A 19,484-nucleotide genomic window follows, 5' to 3' on the forward strand; every position below is an offset into this window, starting at 1 on the left:
TTTAATCAAGCATAATTGCTGTTTGCTGCGAAAAAGTTATGGGTAAGGTCATTGGTATTGATCTAGGAACAACGAATAGCTGTGTTGCTGTTCTTGAAGGGGGAAAACCGGTCGTTATCCCCAATACTGAAGGGGGCAGAACGACCCCTAGTATTGTCGGTTTTGCTAAATCTGGGGACCGCCTAGTTGGCCAACTTGCCAAACGACAAGCAGTCACCAACGCTGAAAACACCATTTTCAGTATTAAGCGTTTCATTGGCCGTAGATGGCAGGAAACAGAAACGGAAAGATCTCGTGTCGCTTATACCTCTGTACCTGGCAAAGATGAAACCGTTGATGTTCAAATTCGAGGGAAAAACTATACCCCTCAGGAAATTTCAGCAATGGTTTTGCAAAAGCTGAAACAAGATGCTGAAGCCTACTTAGGAGAGGCAGTGTCTCAAGCAGTTATCACAGTTCCTGCTTATTTCAGTGATGCCCAGCGCCAAGCCACAAAGGATGCAGGAACCATCGCTGGATTAGAAGTTCTGCGAATCATCAATGAACCTACCGCAGCCTCTCTATCTTATGGTTTGGAAAAGCAAGAGGAAGACCATAAGATTTTAGTCTTTGACCTAGGAGGGGGTACCTTTGATGTTTCCATCCTTCAACTCGGAGATGGCGTCTTTGAGGTAAAAGCCACTGCTGGCAACAATCACCTCGGTGGGGATGACTTCGATGAATCCATTTTGAAGTGGATGTTAGAAAGTTTTCGCCAAACTGAATCGATTGATCTATCCAAAGACAAGATGGCCCTGCAGCGATTACGGGAAGCAGCAGAAAAAGCCAAGATCGAGCTATCTAGTACCATTACAACCTCCATTAACTTGCCATTCAGCACGGCTGATGAAACAGGTCCCAAACATTTGGAGATGGATTTAACCCGAGCCAAATTTGAAGAGTTAGCTGCTGAACTTGTAACAGGAACGATGGAACCTGTTGAAAGGGCTCTCAAGGATTCAGACTTACAAGCTGAGGACATTGATCGCATCATTTTGGTGGGAGGCTCCACCCGGATTCCTGCAGTCCAAGAAGCCGTCAAACAATACTTTGGCGGTCAAAGTCCGGATCGCTCGGTTAATCCTGACGAATCGATTGCCCTAGGTGCTGCCATTCAAGCTGGTGTGCTGGGTGGGGAAGTTAAGGATCTCTTGCTCCTAGACGTGTCCCCCCTATCGATGGGTATTGAAACTTTGGGAGGGGTATTTACCAAAATCATTGACCGCAATACAACCCTGCCCACCAGCCGTTCACAGAGCTTTTCTACCGCAACAGATGGGCAAACCTGTGTAGAAATCCAGGTTTACCAGGGTGAGCGGGCCATGGTGAAAGATAACAAGTGTCTCGGTCGTTTTGAATTAACCGGCATTCCTCCGGCACCGCGGGGTGTACCGCAAATTGAAGTCACCTTTGATATCGATGCTAATGGCATTCTCAATGTTTCTGCCCAAGATAAAGGCACTGGACGGGAACAAAGTATCCGGATCTCTAATACCGGAGGCTTAAGTAGCTTAGAAGTTGAGCGAATGCGCCAGGAAGCCCAAATCTATGCAGATCAAGATCGGCAGTTGAAAGAAGTTGCCCATCAGAAAAATCAGATTGACAGCATGCTGTATAGCTGCAGTGCCACTTTGAAGGATAATGCGAGCACCGTTTCTCCAGAACTCAAGCAACGGGCCGAACAAGCAGCGGCTGAACTTAAAGTTTTAGCCGACCAGCCTGATGTCACTGCAGAAATGTTGAAGCTTCGCATAGATACCCTCCAGCAGGTACTCTTAGATATTGGGGCTGAAGTTTATCAGCAGTCGGCAACAAACTCACCATCGGCGAATGATGTTTATAATCCGAGTGACGTTTATAATAGTCAACCTAGCACTGTAGTAACGCCTGATCTAGTTTCAGAACCTTCAGCACCGTTGGATGACGACTCCACCATAGTTGGAGATTTTGATGATACGGTTATCACTGACTATGAAGCCGTAGATTAGGGGTTAAGTGCGTTGCCAGCCTAATTAGTGACCTAAGTAAGAACCATATATGGCCCGCGACTACTACGACATTCTAGGTGTTTCCCGCAGCGCCGACCCCGATGAGCTCAAGCGTTCCTATCGACGTTTAGCCCGTAAGTACCATCCCGATGTCAATAAAGAACCAGGGGCCGAAGATAAATTTAAAGAAATCAATAAAGCCTACGAAACCTTGTCCGATCCGCAAATGCGAGGCCGGTATGACCAGTTTGGTGAAGCAGGGGTCAGCTCAGCCGCAGGGGCAGGCTATCAAGACTTTGGCGACTTCGGTGGATTTGCAGATATCTTTGAAACCTTTTTTAGTGGTTTTGGAGGGAGTCCACAATCAGGAAGACGTCGTTCGGGTCCAGCACGGGGCGAGGATCTGCGATTTGATCTCAAGCTCAAGTTTAGAGAAGCCGTGTTTGGTGGAGAACAGCAAATTCGCATTTCTCACCTAGAAAGCTGTAAAACTTGTGAAGGAACTGGGGCAAAACCTGGCACTCGACCCCAAACCTGCAGTACTTGCCAAGGGTCGGGTCAAGTTCGGCGGATGACCCGTACGCCTCTGGGAAATTTTACGCAAGTGTCTGTTTGTCCAACTTGCAACGGTCAAGGGCAAGTGGTAACAGAAAAGTGTGATAGCTGTGGTGGACGTGGGCAAAACCAAGTCAGCAAGAAATTACAAATCAAAATTCCAGCTGGCGTAGATACAGGTACTCGATTGCGGGTCTCCAATGAAGGAGATGCGGGCCAAAAAGGTGGGCCTCCTGGTGATTTGTATGTTTATCTGTTTGTACAAGAAGACTCAGAATTTCGTCGCGATGGCACCAATGTCCTATCTGAGTTTAAGATCAGCTACTTGCAGGCGATTTTAGGTGCCCAACTGCCGGTAAAAACCGTGGATGGAGAAGAGACCATTACGATTCCTGCGGGAACTCAACCAGGCACTGTTTTAACCCTGGAAAATCACGGTGTTCCCCGTTTAGGTAATCCGGTAAGTCGGGGAGACCATTTGATTACGGTCATTATTGATATTCCTAACCGAATCTCCACAGAAGAGCGTGAGTTGTTGGTGCAGCTCGCCAGTATTCGAGCGGAGCAAACTGGGAAAGGCGGAATCGAAGGCTTCCTCGGGGGCATTTTTGGCCGATGACGGAGCCGAGCCCACCGCTTTTGCCAGCATCAGATGACCAAATTGATTTAAGGGGAACACCTTGCCCCCTCAATTTTGTTCGCACAAAGCTACATTTGCAAAAAATGGCTCCTGGATCCTTGTTAGAAGTTTGGTTAGATCCGGGCGAACCCATTGAGCAAGTACCCGATAGCCTCAAAATGGCTGGCTACACAATTGAACAATTAAAGGACTGCTCTGGTTTTTACGCTTTGCAAGTCAGATCAGCTGACCTATGAGTAAGCAAGCACAAGCAGCAACTGATACTCCTTTAACGGGAACGGTGTTAGCTGTTCAGGCCAATTTTTATCAGGTACAGCTTCAGGCCGCACAGAATTTTCCTTCTAGTCAGCTGCTCTGCACTCGTCGCTCTCGCCTCAAAAAGCTGAGGCAGCAGGTCATGGTAGGGGATCAAGTGGTTGTAGAAGAACCGGATTGGTTAGGGCAACGAGGTGCGATCGCAAGTATCCTCCCCCGTCAGTCCCAACTCGCTCGTCCGCCCATTGCCAATGTCAATCAAATCCTATTGATGTTTGCCTTGGCGGAGCCCAAATTAGACCCTCAGCAATTGACCCGCTTTTTAGTCACAGCAGAACAGACCCACCTCCCCATTATTCTTTGTTTCAATAAGCGGGATTTAACCACTTACGCGACGCAAAAAGCCTGGCGCGATCGCATGAAGCGGTGGGGCTATGATCCCATTCTGATCAGTCTCCAAACGGGGGTAGGGTTAAAGGCCCTTGAGCGCCCCCTTAGGGAACACATCACCGTAGCATCAGGGCTATCAGGGGTAGGCAAATCCAGTCTGATCAACCATTTCATCCCAGACATTGACCTGCGAGTGGGGCGTGTCTCGGAGCGATGGGGCCAGGGTCGTCATACCACCCGTCATGTCGAGCTATTTGAGCTCTCTAAGGGGGGCTTTTTAGCGGATACCCCTGGTTTTAACCAGCCCAGCCTAAGCAATATTCTGCCAGCTCAGTTAGGCCAGTGTTTCCCCGAAATCCGACAGCGGCTCTCCCAGGCCCGTTGTCAATTTAAGGATTGCCAACATATGGATGAACCCAACTGTGCCGTTCGAGGTGACTGGGAGCGTTATCCATATTATTTGAACTTGTTGGCAGAGGTGACAGAAGAACATGCCAAGCGACAAATGACAGCCACAACTGAAGCTCGGACGAAGCGTAAGTCCGGCAAGCGGGGCAAAATCAAAAATGAGCCCAAGTTAGAAACGAAGCGGTATCGTCGCCCCTCCCGACGCCAGCTCCAGCAAGATCTCCAAAATATCGATTTAGATCACCTAGAACATTCATCACCTTGATGGGGAACTGCTAGCCACCATAGACCTGGTAAAGCCTTTGACGAATCGCGATTAGATTGCGTGGCAGGTCTTTCCCTAGCTGCATTTCTATCGCTTTCACCGGAATTAAACGGGTTGGGCAGACTTGCAAGGTGTAGGTTAAGGTTGTGCCTGACTGATCTTCATTCTGGGTCATTTCCCAAGAGCCGGCAAAGGCATTGAAGTCACCTTCAACCATTTCAAATTGAATGGCATGGGGGAAATCTTCCACCATATCCAGCACAACCCGGGCCGAGAATTTCAGAAATAACGCATTCTTAACGCCAATTTGTTCAATGCGAATGCTTTCCGGATGAGGGATACGCTCACTTTTAGCCAGATTAGGAATAAAGTCGGCTAGGGCTTCATAGTCAATGAGGACATCCCAGATTTGCTCAGGTGAAAAGGGCAAAGAAATCTGGGCTTGGATTTGTCGATGCCGTTTCTCTAATTTCTGTGTTTCTAAGGTGACAGCAGCCAGCTCTTCTGGGGTAATGTCTGATTCCAACTGTTCATCAGGCGTGTCTACGAGGCTTAAATCAGTTTCCATGCTGTCTTTGCAGGCGGTAGAAGGTTAGTATTAGCATCTCTATTTGAGGACAAGGACCAGTGATAACACGTTACAATACTTAAAATATACCGTTCATAAAGAAAGTATCTGCATTGTTTGGCAATGCTTTGGAAAAGATGAATCGATGCCCCGCTTAATTACAGACTTTGATGGTCCGATTGTTGATGTATCTGAACGGTATTATCAGGTTTATCAGTATTGTCTAACCACTATTTCTAGACCGGGGCAAGCTATAAACCTGCTACCTAAGTCAAAATTCTGGTCTCTAAAACGATCAAGAATCCCTGAGACTCAAATTGGCATCTATTCAGGACTCGATGAATCACAGGCAAAGGACTTTGCCCATTTACGCCGAGTTACTGTTCATACGATGCCCTATTTCAAGCATGATCTGATCATTCCCTGCGCCCTTTCAGCACTACAAAAACTCCAGTCCAGGGGAGTAGAACTCGTGGTGATGACCATGAGACGAACCCGAGAATTAGACTTCGCCCTGTCGAATTATGGTTTAGATGGATTTTTTCGGCCTGAACGACGGTATTGTCTGACCAATGACTATCTAAAGACTCAAGATATTGAAGATAAAACCCTGCTGATGCAAAAGGCGGTGCAGGAACTCCCCCCAGATCAAACATGGATGTTGGGTGACACGGAAGCGGACATTATTGCGGCTCAGTCCCAAAACCTACCTGCGATCGCAGTTTTGTCTGGCATTAGGGATCAAGCCCAACTTTCTGCTTATCATCCAGACTACATATTGGATGATATTGCTGCCGCAACGGACTTAATCCTTGAGCAGATCTTGATGTCCAGTGCTTCTGCTTGAAAAGGACTCACCGTATTTGGGTGGTCTCACTTCCTATTCTCAAGGCCATCAATCACAGACTTAAGCAACTCTTATCAGCTTCATTACAATTGTTGATCCCAGGGCAACGGATCAATAGTATGAATAGAGTGAATTGCTTGCATACACTGCTGCATGCACGGTGGCTCATTGAAATACATTGATTGAAGGTTATCTAGGATGAAAGTTCAACTCAACAAACTATGGGATTGGAAGGGACAACTACAGCGGTGGTTGATTGTTGGCCTGCTTACCCTCCTGGTCGGATTGCCGCTTTGGTCTCCTCCGGCCTTGGCAACCGTTGTTGAGGATATCCCCAATCTTTCCGCAAGTCAGTCGACTTGGTTAGCCGATAAGGCAGAACTTCTGAGTGTCGTTACTGAGCGATCGGTGAATAAAACCCTTAAACAGATATCCCGGCAGACAGGGACAGACGTTAGGGTCATTACCATTCGAGGTCTTAATTATGGTGAGACCGCAGATAGTTTTGCGAACACCTTATTTGAACAGTGGTTCCCTACAGCAGAAGACCAAGCAAACCAAGTCTTGCTAGTTTATGATGCTCGCACCAATGCCCCTGCGATTCTAGTGGGCCAAGAAGCCCAGAAATTGCTTTCTGAAGAAACGGCTCAAAGTATCGCCTTTGATAATCTGCTAATTCCGATTCGTAAAGGGAACTACAACGAGGCCTTTATTGGAGCTGGGGATCGATTTGCAGCTGTGATCAGTGGGCAAGAAGATCCGGGTCCACCTGAAGTTGAAGTCACCGCTTTTGCTGAAAGTAATTTCCGTACTGCAGAAGAAACCAATGACACCAGCTCCGCCATACTAGTCGTTGTTTTATTAATTCTGGCAACAGCCATTCCGATGCTGACCTATTTCTACTATCAGCGTTCATAGGCTAGAAGATCTTCTCATCCTGATTTTCTAGCAATTCAGCTTAAAAAAGCAGCCCCAGATTTGGAGCTGCTTTTTTAAGCTGAAAGCTAACGCTTAACTATTGCAGAATATCCATCTGTACGGGAGCGACACCACTACTGGTCACACCAATCAGTTGAGCAGCACCTTGGGATAAATCAATGATGCGTCCAGGGATAAACGGTCCACGGTCATTGATTCGTACAACCACAGAACGTCCGTTATACAGATTGGTGACTCTGACTCGGGTCCCAAAGGGCAAGGTTTTATGAGCTGCGGTCAATGCGTACTGATTATAAACTTCACCATTGGCAGTGTAGTTACCATGAAAGCCTGGGCCATACCAAGAGGCTTCGCCATTGACCTGATACCGGACAGATGTTGCGGCAACGGCAGGAGCAGGAGGCTTAGGGCGACCGGGAATGTCTTTTAGCGCCACAGTAGTCCCCATTTGACGACGCAGTAGATTCGTAATCTTCAGGGCGTCATCTCCCATATCCTTGGTAGTTTTGGGGAGTATCGTTAGCTCGCTCATTTCCAGGATGTGGGCGTCGCTAGTCTTAATTACATAGCTCTCGCGTTCTTTATCCCAAATGACCTTAATGTTATTGGCATCAACCCCATCTCGATCCAACTGATTAATCTTGGCGGCAACGGTTGTGGCCCGCCAGACCGGATCTTGCTGATTCGCTTCAGGTTGAGCGGTTTCTGATTTAGTTGTAGCGACTTTCTCTGTTTCAGCAGACTTTTCTGTCCCTAGAAACGTAACGACGGGGATATTACGCACATACAAGGTAGCGGCCGGTCGACCCGATTTTTCATAGGCGTGAATCTTTGCGATCGCAGGCTTGTCACTAACCGCGCCCTTAGGTTGACTGTCTCCGACCTTAACCGCATCAGCATCTTGAGCCTCTTCAGACGCATCGGCCTCATCCGAGGCTTCAATTGATGCATCTTGCTCACGGACTGTCTCTGGAGCAGACTTTTCTACTTCTAGGGTTTGATTGGCCTCACTCGTACTCAGTGCGCTCACAACGGATACCGTGAGTGCGGCAGCTAGGCCAGTTAAAACCAGTTTATTTCTCATGAATGCTCTTGCCTGGAGAGTATAGAAGGACAAGATTGAAAACAGTCTTCCTTAACACAAAGTACGGTGGAGACTCTATTAACCTTTACAGGATTCAACCTTCCTTTACAGAACTTAATTACCCTATCACGAACTTTGGGTTGCTGAAATCAGGGATTCTGCTGAGACCAAGACTAAAACTTACTTATTACAAACATTGTGTATTTGGCATTCACTAATGTTTAAAGTGCTGAAAGCAAGAAAAATTAATATCTTCAGGCGATTAAGAACTCCAGACAATTGATTAGTAAAAACTATCAGTACATTTCTGCCGTTTGAATATTCAAATACTTTAATCAGCTGAGGATATCATTTTTCATAGATATTTTTAGCACAGGAATAATATTGACAGTTGCAAATATCACCCAAAAAGCCCCACATACTCCCATCCTTCAAAAAGCCTTAAAACCCATCTATATATAGTCATCAGAGATTTTGAGTAGATTTTATAGCGATAGATATCAGAGAACCCATAGGTTATTTTTATCGATCAGTTCTGGCAAATTTATTAATAGTAGATGGCGTTAATAATTAAGAGGTAAATATCGTTCTTAGTCAGCAATTTTTTAAGATCATTTTTCTAGCTGACTATAACTAGATTGATTTGGTCTTGATGATGTATTGCTTTGGTGGATCATAATCTGTCAATATGTCATGTTGCTCTTAGGTATCGGAAAGGTTTGGGCATGGATTATCGTGACGCTGGTGTGGACGTACAGGCAGGACGGACCTTTGTCAGTGATATCAAGCAGATGGTGGCCGACACCATTCGCCCAGAAGTTTTAGGCAATCTAGGGGGGTTCAATGGCCTATTTCAATTACCGACAGGCTATCAAGAACCAGTTCTAGTCTCAGGGACTGACGGCGTCGGCACTAAGCTGAAGTTGGCCCAGGCTCTCAATCAGCATCACACCGTTGGCATCGATCTAGTCGCCATGTGTGTTAATGACGTGCTGACTTGTGGAGCAGAGCCTTTATTCTTCCTGGATTATCTCGCCACTAGCCAACTCCAACCTGAACAGCTCAAACAAGTCATCGCTGGGATCGCCCAAGGCTGCAAAACAGCTGGATGTGCCCTGCTAGGGGGAGAGACCGCCGAAATGCCTGGGTTTTATCAGCCCAGTGAATATGACCTCGCAGGCTTTTGCGTTGGGATTGTCGATAAACAGAAACTGTTGAATGGAACCAAGATCAACATTGGAGATTCTGTAATTGGTTTAGCCAGTCAGGGCGTTCACAGTAATGGATTTAGCCTAGTGAGAAAGATCGTAGCTGAAGGCATCAATCCCCATCGAGCAGAACCTGGATGGGATTGGCAAGACTGTCCTGAAAGGCTAGGGGGAATGAGCCTAGGCGAAACTCTTCTGACGCCAACTCAAATTTACGTCAAGCCCGTCTTGTCTGCTCTTCGCTCCGGCTTAGATATTCACGGCATGGCCCATATCACCGGAGGCGGATTACCTGAGAATGGGCCTCGCTGCTTACAACCCGATCAATCCCTACAGCTCAACACCGGACAATGGCCGATTCCACCTATTTTTGCATGGCTTGCAGAGGCTGGACAGGTGAGTCCAGCCGATATGTTTGAGACCTTCAATATGGGGATCGGATTTATGTTGGTCGTTGCCCCAGAGCAAACCCAAACAACCCTAGACTGGTTGGGTAAACATCAAATTTTAGCTTATGAGATTGGTTCAGTGGTTCCGGGAGACCAGTCAGTGCTGGGATTACCAATTGCTGAGAGTTAAACCATGGGTTGTCCCAAAAAGACTCAGACATCCCTGAACCCAGAAAGCACCTTAACAAGACTCCCAATCTGGACAGGAATTGGTAGAAGCACCATAAGGATGCATGCCACACACTAGAAAGGTCTCTCCATAGGTTTTGCCATAATAATGGCGACAGCCAACACAAGCAGGCTGCTGATCGAATAGGGGATAAAGCCGTTGGGTTAAGGGTGAAGCCATCTCTTCCAGCTCATGCTCAAACGCAATGAGATCGACAATAATGGGATCAAGCACCTCGTCTAGTCCCTGTTCAATCTCTTTCACTATTGGTTCAACATACTCCTCCACCCCTTGCTCAATCTGGGAAAGGGTTTGATCCAGCATGTCTACAGAAGCATCAAACATCTGCTCAGATTGATGAAGAATCTGCTGTAGACATGCTTGTATATCCCTAGACAAATCAGCCATTAACAGTCCTTTAATCTGGCAAAAGGCATTATGAGGAGTGCTATTTATGAATCCTGGAGGCGGCGTAGTTCTTCTTCAAGCTCATTAACTTGTGCGTGAATATCCTCTGACTCAGATGGATCCCTCTCTTCAGCTTCGTCTCCTGTCACAAGTTCAATCGTTTGAGGCTGATCGGGATAGGGAACCTCTTCTACCGAGACTTGTGCGGGGGTGTCATTAAATTGATTGAGCCACCGATTTGCCTCGTCAGTACTCATCTCGCCACGTCGAATCATTTCGTCGGCCAGCTGCTGAGCTCGCTCTTGGATTTCAGCAACTTTATTGCCAGCCTGTTCCCCTGCATAGGAGGCAACGCCAACTCCAAGGTAAAAGGCCTTTTTGACAAAATCAGGAAGGTCGTTCATTGCCTATTAGGAATCCAATCGTTTTGTGGGACAGGGGTAAAGGCAGGTCTAAAATCTTGAGAGAAACGTAGCGATTTTAGGCTCCTTCAATATCATTATATCCAGATACAAAAGTGACCCGGAGTCCACGCCTATCACAAGCATCCCGTATTGCTGCTACCTTCCGGTCCTGACAAGATTGAGGCGTTGTAATCGCATGGGTCCGAGCCAACATATAGTCTAACACCGTTGTCTCGGATTAACCCAACAAAATGCAAAAAAGGGCATCAACGACTGGCCGTGTTTCGTCTTGATGCCCTTTTTTAGTTCGCTCCTCACACAGTGGTGATTATATATAATCTGTTGCTAGTTGTCATCTATAAACAAACTGTTTACCAGTCTGAAGGGTAAGCCATCATGATGCTAGGCTAAGGTGCGAGGGTATTCAATACATACTCTATAACGGGATGTAGCGCAGTTTGGTAGCGCACTTCGTTCGGGACGAAGGGGCCGGAGGTTCAAATCCTCTCATCCCGATTTCTTCAAAAGTATTTCTAGTAAAGGGTCTAGGGCTTCGAATCAAGACTTCTAGGCTTTTTTCTATTGTCACTAAGTCGACGAGTTTAGGCGTGTTTGGGCACAGTTGGGTGCTAAACTGGTAGGAAATTGGTAGAAAATAAAATCACTGAAAGTCTTACCATATCTAAACTTCGCTGGAATGAGGGCCAGCAAAACTGGCAGGACGGCAAGTAGCAGGAAATAAAATCGCTAAAACTCTATCATGGCAAGCACTTCAAAGTCAGGAAGCACAAAAAGTGGTAGGAAGCTCGTCAAAGTTGAGAATGACGATGGACGTCTTCGGCTACGGTGGAACTATGAGGGAAAGCGCTATGCCATGGCAGTGGGCTTGCCCGATACTGCCGTCAATCGGACTTTTGCTAAGAGGCTGTTTGAGAAGTTTTAGTGCTCCTGCGCTAGCCTTCGAACCATGAGTCGAATCATCGCCACATAAACAAGCGCTTCAGCCGTCCTAGTCAGCACCTCATAATCTTTATTAAGACGTCGAGACCACAACAACCATCCAAACGTCCGTTCTACAATCCATCGTTTGGGAACAACCTGAAACCCCGCTAGATTATCTGAGCGTTTGATCACTTCCAAGACATATTGAAAACGGTCCATTACCCACTTCATCAAAGCTTGTCCTTGATAGCCTGCATCAGCCCATATCCGAACTAGACGGGACAAACTCGCACCTTGGCGTTGAGCTTTCCAAAACAGTATTTTGGCCCCTCGTTGGTCAGAGATATTTGCAGCGGTGACCATCACCATCAGAACCAGCCCCAAAGTATCAACGAGCACATGACGTTTACGACCTTTGACCATTTTCCCACCATCAAACCCAATCAAGTGACACCGAGGATTGCCGACTTTGACCGATTGAGCATCGCAGATAGCGGCACTGGGACTGGGATGACGGTCTTCACTCACCCGCACTTGCATGCGTAGATGTTCATTGATTTGACTCCAAGTCCCATCATCGCGCCACCTTCGAAAATAGCTATAGACCGTTGACCAACAGGGAAAATCATGAGGTAGTTGTCTCCACTGACAACCTGTAACCACGAGATAAAAAATGGCATTGAGAACACTGAGCATATCAGTGGTGCGAGGTCTACCTCCAGGTTTAGCAGCAGGAATCAAAGGCTCAAGTAATTCCCATTGCAGGGTGGTGAGGTCGCTATCATATGCTGTAGGCATTGCTCTCTAGGTCCTGTCCAGTGTTTGTGTATTGACAGATTAGTACCTTGAGAGCTTTACTCACTTCTCAAACAGCCTCTAAGCAGAAGGCTTCCCAAATCGAGCTGGATATTATTTCTGGCAACTTTGACAGCACCCTCAAGAAATACAAACCCAAACGAGCCTCTCACAAACATCTTGAGCAGATTACAGCGGGAGAAGTGTTCGAGAAATTTATGACCGATCAGGAGAAGGAGAAAGGACTACAGGTGGGTAGTCTCTGCCGGTACACTGGGGCATTGAGGCAGTTACAGCGTTTTTTTGAGCACAAACCAGTTGAGTATATCGGTATTGCTGACACGGGTGATTTTGCCGCCCATTTAAAAGAACACTGTAGCGATCGAACGACGAAAGACTATCTGATTCTGATCCGGGCTTGCTGGGATTGGGGCAGACTCAAGCATCTGATTGAATTCAATGCTAATCCTTGGGATGGGGTTCTTGAACGGGTGAAGGTTGCACCGAAGCAGCGGGTTAAGCCGTTTACGGCGGCAGAGGTGAAGGCCATTGAAGCGGCGTTTAGATCAGATCGCTACTATGCCCACTACGCTGACTTTGTCACGTTTCTCTTTGGGACGGGTTGCCGATTAGGGGAAGCCGCAGGTCTGCAGTGGCAGCATATTGCAGATGACCTGAAGACGGTGTGGTTTGGCGAGTCTGTTTCTCGGGGAGTGCGGAAAACAACGAAGACCGGCAAAGCAAGAACCATTATTCTGACTTCAAAAATCAGCCAATTGTTAGCTGCCCGCAAACCTCCATTGTTTCAGCCACAGGATTTGGTCTTCCCAGCCCCCAAAGGCGGGCCAATCAATGACCATACCTTTCGGCGTCGAGCCTGGAAGGGCGTGCTGAATAAGACGGGGATTGAATATCGGAAGCCTTACGCAACGCGCCATACCGTGATCAGTCATGCCCTCGCTAATGATGAAAGAGCGCGAAAGAGGGAATTGCCTGCATGGTCCCGGAGAACAATTCCAAGTTTGTAGACCAAGTGAACTACACCCTGGTTCGCTTTATGGAGGGGTATCTCAAGAGCAAAGAACCTTACGTCACCACCTTCCGATCGTTGGTTTGGGCCACAGGCCAAAGTGCCTCTTTCTAAAGACTTACGGGGACTCGTTTTGGAAACCATGCAGCTTGTGATTGATTTTAAGGAAGAGATTCCTGAAGATGATCTGTAGATGGTTTGAATCTCTCTATTTGGACTGCCATTGCCCTAATGCTTCTGATAGGTGAAGCGTTAGAGGGAATTGTTTAGCAATTCAACCCTGATAGATTCACTGAAGTTGGCAGCTTCTGGTGGATAGCTTCAATCGAATCTCCTTGGTGCTTGAGCTGAAATCCCATCTTTTTGCAAAGAGACTGCATCGCTCTGTTGTCCGGGAGAATATCTGCCTTGATAGCTTCTAAACCTTCCACTTCGCCAATTTGTAACAGTGATTTAAGCAGCTCTGTCCCCAATCCTTGGCCTTGAAATTGATCCTGAATCAGGATGCCAAACTCCGCCGATTGAGTGCCATGCAGTTTACTCAATCGGGCGACGCCTAAGATCTGATGATCTAGAGATTGGGGATCTCGATACTCGGCGACCAGAGCGATTTCACGGTCATAATCAACAAAGCAGATGCGAGTGAGTCGTTCATGGGAGACCCGAGTTTGTAGCTTCATCAGATGAAAGTAGCGAAAATACACACTCTCCTCGGAGAGATTTTGATGGAATTGAACGATCAGAGGTTCATCTTCAGGACGGATGGGCCGAATCGTCACTGGCCAGCCATGACCCATGGTCCACTGGTGGACATATTGAGAAGGGTAGGGTCGAATGGCAGTGCGAATGGGCTGCTTTTCGGCTTGGGGATAGAGAATAATCCGGGCATCTAAGGCTACGATGTGATGCTCTGAGACAAGCAGAGGATTAATATCAATTTCCTTGATCTGGGGATACTCAACGATGAGATGACTAAACTTAACTAAAATCTGCTCTAGCTGATCCAAATTAACGGATTGGTGTCCCCTCACTCCCTGTAATGCTTGATAGATTTTGGTCTGTTCCATCAGGCGGCGGGCCAGGGTGGAATTGAGGGGTGGCAATCCTAAGGCCCGGTCTTGGAAGACTTCCACCAACTGTCCACCCAACCCAAAGAGGATGATGGGGCCAAATTGAGGATCAGAACTACTTCCTAGAATCAGTTCATAGCCCTCGTGGTTTAGCATCGGTTGGACGGTTACGCCTAAAAAGGCTTGCTTACCATAGGGCTGCATATTCTGCTGAATCGAGGTGAAGGCGGCTTGCACTGCGGCAGCATTAGGGAGATTAAGATGGACACCCCCCACATCCGTTTTATGGGTAATGGTGTGGGAGTGGAGTTTGAGGACAACGGGATAGCCGAGGGTCTCCGCAAACGCGACGGCTTGTTCAGGGGTTTGGGCCAAATGGCTAAGCACAGTCGGAATACCGTAGGACTGGAGGAATTGCTTGGATTCCCATTCGCTCAGAAGGGTGCGATCACATGCCGTAGCATCCACTAATATCTGCTCCATGCGCTGCCGATCCAAAGTCTCAGCGTTTTCAATGACAGGGGTTTCATAGAGAGAACGCAGCCGATAGCTATATTGACTCATTAAGTTAAAAACCTGAGCAGCTGTATCGGGATAGGGCAGCGTAAACAGACCCGCTTGATTGAGCAGGGCTTCCCCTGCCGCAACATCCTCTCCACCCATCCAGCTCGCCAAGAGGGGCTTATGGGTAATGCCTTGGGCTGTTTGAATCAGGGTTTGGGCGGTTTGCCGGGGATCGGTCATGGCTTGGGGTGTGAGAATTACCAATAGGCCATCACTGCCTGGGTCTTGGGCGGCAATTTGGAGGGCTTGAGCGTAGCGTTCGGGGGTAGCATCTCCCAAAATATCAATGGGATTATGGTGACTCCATTCTGTAGGTAAACAGTTATCTAAAGCTTGGTGGGTTTCGGGTGCTAGCGGAGTGAGATGACCACCTCCGCGAATTAAGGAATCTGTTGCTAGGACACCGGGTCCCCCAGCATTAGTCACGATGGTCAGGCGATTGCCTTGAGGACGCGGCTGCTTCGCCAGTACCTCGGCCATATTAAATAGCTCATCAATGGTGTTCACCCGCAACACCCCACATCTGCGGAAAGCGGCGTCTAAGACATCATCACTGCCCATCAGCGACCCCGTATGGGAGGCAGCTGCTTTAGCAGCTTCTTGAGTTCGCCCGCCTTTGATCACAATGATGGGCTTACTTAGGGCAACTTCCCGCGCTGCCGAGAGGAAAGATCGGGCATCTCCAATCGCTTCCATATAGATGACAATGCTGTGGGTATGGGGGTCGTCGCCTAGGTGGTAAATTAAGTCTCCCCAACTGATATCTAGCATGGAGCCAATGGAGACAAAGGCACTAAAACCCACATTTTCCCGCAGGCTCCAGTCCAGAATTGAGGTGCATAATGCGCCACTCTGACTCAAGAACCCAACGTTTCCTGGGCGCGCCATCGTACTGGCAAAGGTGGTATTCAAACCATAGGGTGGACACATGAGACCCAGACAATTTGGTCCAATAATTCGTAAATTGCCCTGACGAGCCGTTTGCAAAATCTCCTGCTCTAATTGCTGTCCCGCTTCACCAATTTCCTTAAAACCCGCAGAAATGATGATCGCTCCTCTGACGCCAGCCTGAATACATTGCTGGACTGCAGACAGTACTCGAGGGGCAGGTATGGCAATAACAGCCAGATCGATTTGCTCAGGGATCGAGAGAATATCTGTATAAGCCTTAATCCCAAGCACACTAGAACGCTTGGGATTAACAGGGAATACAGTGCCGCCAAAGGGACTACTAACTAGATTCCACAGAAGGGTGCGTCCGACACTATTGGGTTTTTCTGTGGCGCCAATCACAGCAACCCGTCGGGGGGCAAAAAAAGGCTGTAGGGGGGTGTAGTCGTAGCGAAGAATATCATGGGCTGGATCAACGGAGGGCGTTGTCATCATGGGCTTATGTCATGCAATGAAGAGGTCGGTGAGGTTAGTTAAAGGAATGATGAGCTGAGTGTGGCCTGGACTGAAGCTTTGGTTGGATCGACTTCAGGAGCTAGTGATAGGCAACTTGGAGAGGTGATGGCTACCTCAATGATTACTGGGTGAAAGTGTTGTGGAGCATCAGTGAGTCTAGAGTCTATTTCATGGCGATTGCTACAGATGGGCCGAATTATAATTGCTGCTAGTCAGATTGAGTGTCAACAAAAATACAATCGCCCCTGCGATTTCAATGAATAAGTAAATATTAGACGAAAGCGCTTTTGACTTAAGTCAATTAAGTCACTATTTTACATATAGATCAACCTTTTTAAAAAGAGGTTAAGATCTATAATTCCTGGGTCCTTAATGGAAGTTATATAGCCATATCATAATCAAATCTCTTCAAGCTGCTCTTTCTCAATATTTGTGAGATGCTATCTCTTCAGATAACTCTATACAAGGGATAGAAAGGTTCCTTCTCTGTGAAATATGGCTCGACAAAATGATTATATTCTCTTGTTCATAGAATATTCTAGCTATAAAAACAACAAAACTATTGTTTTAATTGACTATTTTCAAACAATAAAGTTGTTAATTAAGAAATAGTTTAAAGTAGGATCTTGTTGCTCAGATCACGGATTTTTAGGGTTGAATTTTGTATATTAAAAGCAAGGATAAATGCGCGATTTGCAAAAGAGTCGTGAGCAACAATAATTCACTATTTACGATCACTTTGGTGTGATGACTGGAGGTGCCTGCACGATGTTTAAACAGTGGACAGGTTTTCAGGCCGGGCAGTGGATGCAAGAGGTAAACGTCCGTGCCTTTATTCAAAGTAACTACACCCCTTATGTCGGGGATGAGACTTTTTTAGCAGCAGCGAGCGATCGCACCTCGTTACTCTGGGACAAAGTCTCTTTTTCGATGGATGTGGAGCGGCAACAGGGCATTCTGGATGCCGACACTCAAGTCCCGGCGGGGATTACGGCCCATGCGCCGGGCTATATTGCTCCTGATCTCGAACAAATTGTGGGCTTACAAACGGATCAGCCCCTCAAGCGAGCCATTATGCCCCTGGGGGGAATTCGGGTGGTGCAGAAATCTTTGGAAGCCTATGGCTATAAGCTCGATCCAGGCACCCTGAAGACGTTTACCCAATATCGCAAAACCCATAATGATGGGGTATTTGATGCCTATACTCGCGAGATGCGGTTGGCCCGCCACTCTGGCATTATCACGGGCTTACCTGATGCCTATGGCCGGGGCCGAATTATTGGTGACTATCGCCGGGTGGCCCTGTATGGGGTTGATTTCCTGATCAACGATAAGCGACAGCAACTACTGTCTTTGGAAGTAGATGCGATCAACGAAACCGTAATTCGGCACCGGGAGGAACTCTCGGAGCAGATTCGTGCCCTGCAAGAGCTAAAAGAGATGGCGGATCAATATGGGTTTGATATTGGTCAACCCGCCGCCACCGCCCAAGAAGCCGTGCAGTGGACCTACTTTGGCTATCTAGGGGCGATCAAAGAGCAGAATGGGGCAGCCATGTCCTTAGGCCGAGTCTCCACCTTTTTAGATATTTATATTCAGCGGGATCTGAACCAAGGCACCCTAACAGAAGCGGAAGCCCAAGAACTAATTGACCATTTTGTGATGAAGTTGCGGATGGTCCGGTTTCTGCGCACCCCGGCCTATAACGAACTGTTTTCCGGTGATCCCGTATGGGTCACAGAATCGATTGGGGGCATGGGCCTGGACGGACGGACCTTGGTCACCCGCACCAGTTTTCGATTCCTCCATACCCTCTATAACCTTGGTCCTGCGCCAGAGCCCAACCTCACCGTGCTGTGGTCAGAACAACTCCCCGACAACTTTAAGCGCTTCTGTGCACAGGTTTCCATTGATACCAGCTCCATCCAGTATGAAAACGACGACTTGATGCGAACCGAGTATGGGGATGACTATGGTATTGCCTGCTGTGTGTCCGCTATGCGCATTGGCAAGCAAATGCAGTTCTTTGGAGCCCGGGTGAATCTGGCGAAAGCGCTGCTGTATGCCATTAACGGCGGCAAGGATGAAAAATCGGGGGAGCAAATTGCCCCCGCTTATGCGCCGATTACGGCAGACATCCTGGACTACGACGAGGTGATGGCCAAGTTTGATGTGCTGATGGGCTGGTTAGCCAAGCTCTACGTCAATACCCTCAATGTCATTCACTATATGCATGACAAGTATTGTTATGAGCGCCTGGAAATGGCCCTCCATGATCGTGATGTGTATCGCACCATGGCCTGCGGCATTGCCGGGCTATCGGTGGTAGCGGACTCTCTCTCAGCGATCAAACATACCCAAGTCAAGGTGATTCGCGATGACGCGGGACTGGCCATCGATTATAAGTTAATGGGCAACTACCCGGCCTTTGGCAACAATGACGAACGGGTGGATTCGATTGCCCAGGAGGTGGTGCGGCGGTTTATGAATCATGTTCGCCAGCATCAAACCTATCGGGATGCAGTACCCACCCAATCCATTCTGACGATTACGTCCAACGTGGTCTATGGCAAAAAGACTGGCAGTACCCCCGATGGCCGCAAGGCGGGTGAACCCTTTGGGCCAGGGGCGAACCCCATGCATGGTCGTGATACGAAGGGTGCGATCGCAGCCTGCGAATCCGTCGCCCAGCTCCCCTATCAACATGCCCAAGACGGCATTTCCTATACCTTTTCCATCGTGCCCCAGGCCTTGGGCAAAGGGGAGACTGACCAAGACCGCAATCTCGTCGGCTTACTGGATGGCTACTTCCACAATACGGGCCAGCATATCAACATCAATGTGCTCAACCGTGACACCCTACTGGATGCCATGGAACATCCCGAGCAGTATCCTCAACTGACCATTCGGGTTTCTGGCTATGCCGTCAACTTTATCAAGCTGACTCGCGAACAACAGCGAGACGTGGTCAGCCGCACCTTTCACAGTCGGTTCTAGCTACCCCTGCTTCCCCTTACCTGACTAAGGGGAAGTTTCCCTCCCTTTCGAGTTCTCTGGAGG

The 19,484-nt window shown here is 47.9% G+C and carries 16 protein-coding genes, 1 tRNA gene, 1 other RNA gene and 1 pseudogene; 12 read left to right on the forward strand and 7 right to left on the reverse strand.

Annotated features, from left to right (window positions below; translation table 11 throughout):
- Positions 1-38 precede the first annotated feature (38 nt).
- The 4 genes from dnaK to rsgA are packed head-to-tail and all read left to right on the forward strand — an operon-like array spanning position 39 to position 4,540.
- Entirely contained in the window at positions 39-2,027 is a 1,989-nt protein-coding gene (gene dnaK / locus AM1_RS01825; RefSeq protein WP_012161086.1) for a molecular chaperone DnaK, read from the forward strand.
- Between the two features lie 49 nt (positions 2,028-2,076).
- A complete protein-coding gene (gene dnaJ, locus AM1_RS01830; RefSeq protein ID WP_012161087.1) occupies positions 2,077-3,201 on the forward strand; it encodes a molecular chaperone DnaJ in 1,125 nt (374 codons plus the stop codon).
- Entirely contained in the window at positions 3,198-3,458 is a 261-nt protein-coding gene (locus AM1_RS01835; protein ID WP_041658726.1) for a sulfurtransferase TusA family protein, read from the forward strand. The genes dnaJ and AM1_RS01835 overlap by 4 nt, the downstream gene beginning before the upstream one ends.
- Positions 3,455-4,540 (forward strand): small ribosomal subunit biogenesis GTPase RsgA, encoded by a 1,086-nt coding sequence (gene rsgA / locus AM1_RS01840; protein WP_012161089.1) that lies wholly within the window; start codon positions 3,455-3,457, stop codon positions 4,538-4,540. Before AM1_RS01835 ends, rsgA begins: the two co-directional genes overlap by 4 nt.
- A 10-nt stretch (positions 4,541-4,550) precedes the next feature.
- On the opposite strand, the gene AM1_RS01845 is transcribed toward rsgA, so the two are convergent.
- The gene (locus tag AM1_RS01845) at positions 4,551-5,108 is read right to left on the reverse strand and encodes an SRPBCC family protein (RefSeq protein ID WP_012161090.1); all 558 of its coding nucleotides are present in this window, start codon (positions 5,106-5,108) and stop codon (positions 4,551-4,553) included.
- 145 nt (positions 5,109-5,253) lie between these two features.
- Here AM1_RS01845 and AM1_RS01850 point away from each other — a divergent pair, with 145 nt between their 5' ends.
- Together AM1_RS01850 and psb32 are read left to right on the forward strand one after the other, a co-directional pair.
- A complete protein-coding gene (locus AM1_RS01850) occupies positions 5,254-5,955 on the forward strand; it encodes an HAD family hydrolase (protein ID WP_012161091.1) in 702 nt (233 codons plus the stop codon).
- 198 nt (positions 5,956-6,153) lie between these two features.
- On the forward strand, positions 6,154-6,873 hold the full coding sequence (psb32, locus tag AM1_RS01855; protein WP_012161092.1) for a photosystem II repair protein Psb32: 720 nt from the start codon (positions 6,154-6,156) through the stop codon (positions 6,871-6,873).
- 97 nt (positions 6,874-6,970) lie between these two features.
- Here psb32 and AM1_RS01860 read toward each other — a convergent pair whose 3' ends face one another.
- The gene (locus AM1_RS01860) at positions 6,971-7,978 is read right to left on the reverse strand and encodes a septal ring lytic transglycosylase RlpA family protein (RefSeq protein ID WP_012161093.1); all 1,008 of its coding nucleotides are present in this window, start codon (positions 7,976-7,978) and stop codon (positions 6,971-6,973) included.
- 725 nt (positions 7,979-8,703) lie between these two features.
- On the opposite strand from AM1_RS01860, the gene purM reads away from it, so the two are divergent.
- Positions 8,704-9,765: a phosphoribosylformylglycinamidine cyclo-ligase gene (purM, locus tag AM1_RS01865; RefSeq protein WP_012161094.1), complete on the forward strand. Its 1,062-nt coding sequence runs from the start codon at positions 8,704-8,706 to the stop codon at positions 9,763-9,765.
- 51 nt (positions 9,766-9,816) lie between these two features.
- Here purM and AM1_RS01870 read toward each other — a convergent pair whose 3' ends face one another.
- The 3 genes from AM1_RS01870 to ffs form a co-directional block, all read right to left on the reverse strand.
- Positions 9,817-10,212, reverse strand: a complete 396-nt coding sequence (locus tag AM1_RS01870; protein ID WP_012161095.1) for a hypothetical protein — start codon at positions 10,210-10,212, stop codon at positions 9,817-9,819.
- A gap of 44 nt (positions 10,213-10,256) precedes the next feature.
- Entirely contained in the window at positions 10,257-10,616 is a 360-nt protein-coding gene (locus AM1_RS01875; RefSeq protein ID WP_012161096.1) for a hypothetical protein, read from the reverse strand.
- 112 nt (positions 10,617-10,728) lie between these two features.
- An RNA gene (gene ffs / locus AM1_RS38215) (signal recognition particle sRNA small type) lies at positions 10,729-10,825 on the reverse strand.
- Between the two features lie 233 nt (positions 10,826-11,058).
- On the opposite strand from ffs, the gene AM1_RS01880 reads away from it, so the two are divergent.
- Positions 11,059-11,132 (forward strand) — tRNA-Pro (locus AM1_RS01880).
- Positions 11,133-11,376: 244 nt separating this feature from the next.
- Entirely contained in the window at positions 11,377-11,559 is a 183-nt protein-coding gene (locus AM1_RS01885; RefSeq protein ID WP_041658739.1) for an Arm DNA-binding domain-containing protein, read from the forward strand.
- On the opposite strand, the gene AM1_RS01890 is transcribed toward AM1_RS01885, so the two are convergent.
- The gene (locus tag AM1_RS01890) at positions 11,556-12,356 is read right to left on the reverse strand and encodes an IS5 family transposase (RefSeq protein ID WP_012161097.1); all 801 of its coding nucleotides are present in this window, start codon (positions 12,354-12,356) and stop codon (positions 11,556-11,558) included. The genes AM1_RS01885 and AM1_RS01890 overlap by 4 nt on opposite strands.
- Positions 12,357-12,403: 47 nt before the next feature.
- Between AM1_RS01890 and AM1_RS01895 the strand changes: the two genes are divergently transcribed.
- Positions 12,404-13,381: a site-specific integrase gene (locus tag AM1_RS01895; RefSeq protein WP_012161098.1), complete on the forward strand. Its 978-nt coding sequence runs from the start codon at positions 12,404-12,406 to the stop codon at positions 13,379-13,381.
- Positions 13,330-13,576: pseudogene (locus AM1_RS44195) on the forward strand (amino acid ABC transporter substrate-binding protein); the annotation flags it as partial. The gene AM1_RS01895 and the pseudogene AM1_RS44195, both read left to right, overlap by 52 nt.
- 73 nt (positions 13,577-13,649) lie before the next feature.
- Here the strand turns inward: AM1_RS44195 and AM1_RS01900 are convergent.
- Entirely contained in the window at positions 13,650-16,403 is a 2,754-nt protein-coding gene (locus AM1_RS01900; protein WP_012161100.1) for a bifunctional acetate--CoA ligase family protein/GNAT family N-acetyltransferase, read from the reverse strand.
- 789 nt (positions 16,404-17,192) lie between these two features.
- Between AM1_RS01900 and pflB the strand changes: the two genes are divergently transcribed.
- Entirely contained in the window at positions 17,193-19,421 is a 2,229-nt protein-coding gene (gene pflB / locus AM1_RS01905) for a formate C-acetyltransferase (protein ID WP_041658748.1), read from the forward strand.
- The last annotated feature ends 63 nt before the right edge of the window (positions 19,422-19,484 follow it).

The sequence above is a fragment of the Acaryochloris marina MBIC11017 genome (assembly GCF_000018105.1).
Taxonomy (GTDB): domain Bacteria; phylum Cyanobacteriota; class Cyanobacteriia; order Thermosynechococcales; family Thermosynechococcaceae; genus Acaryochloris; species Acaryochloris marina.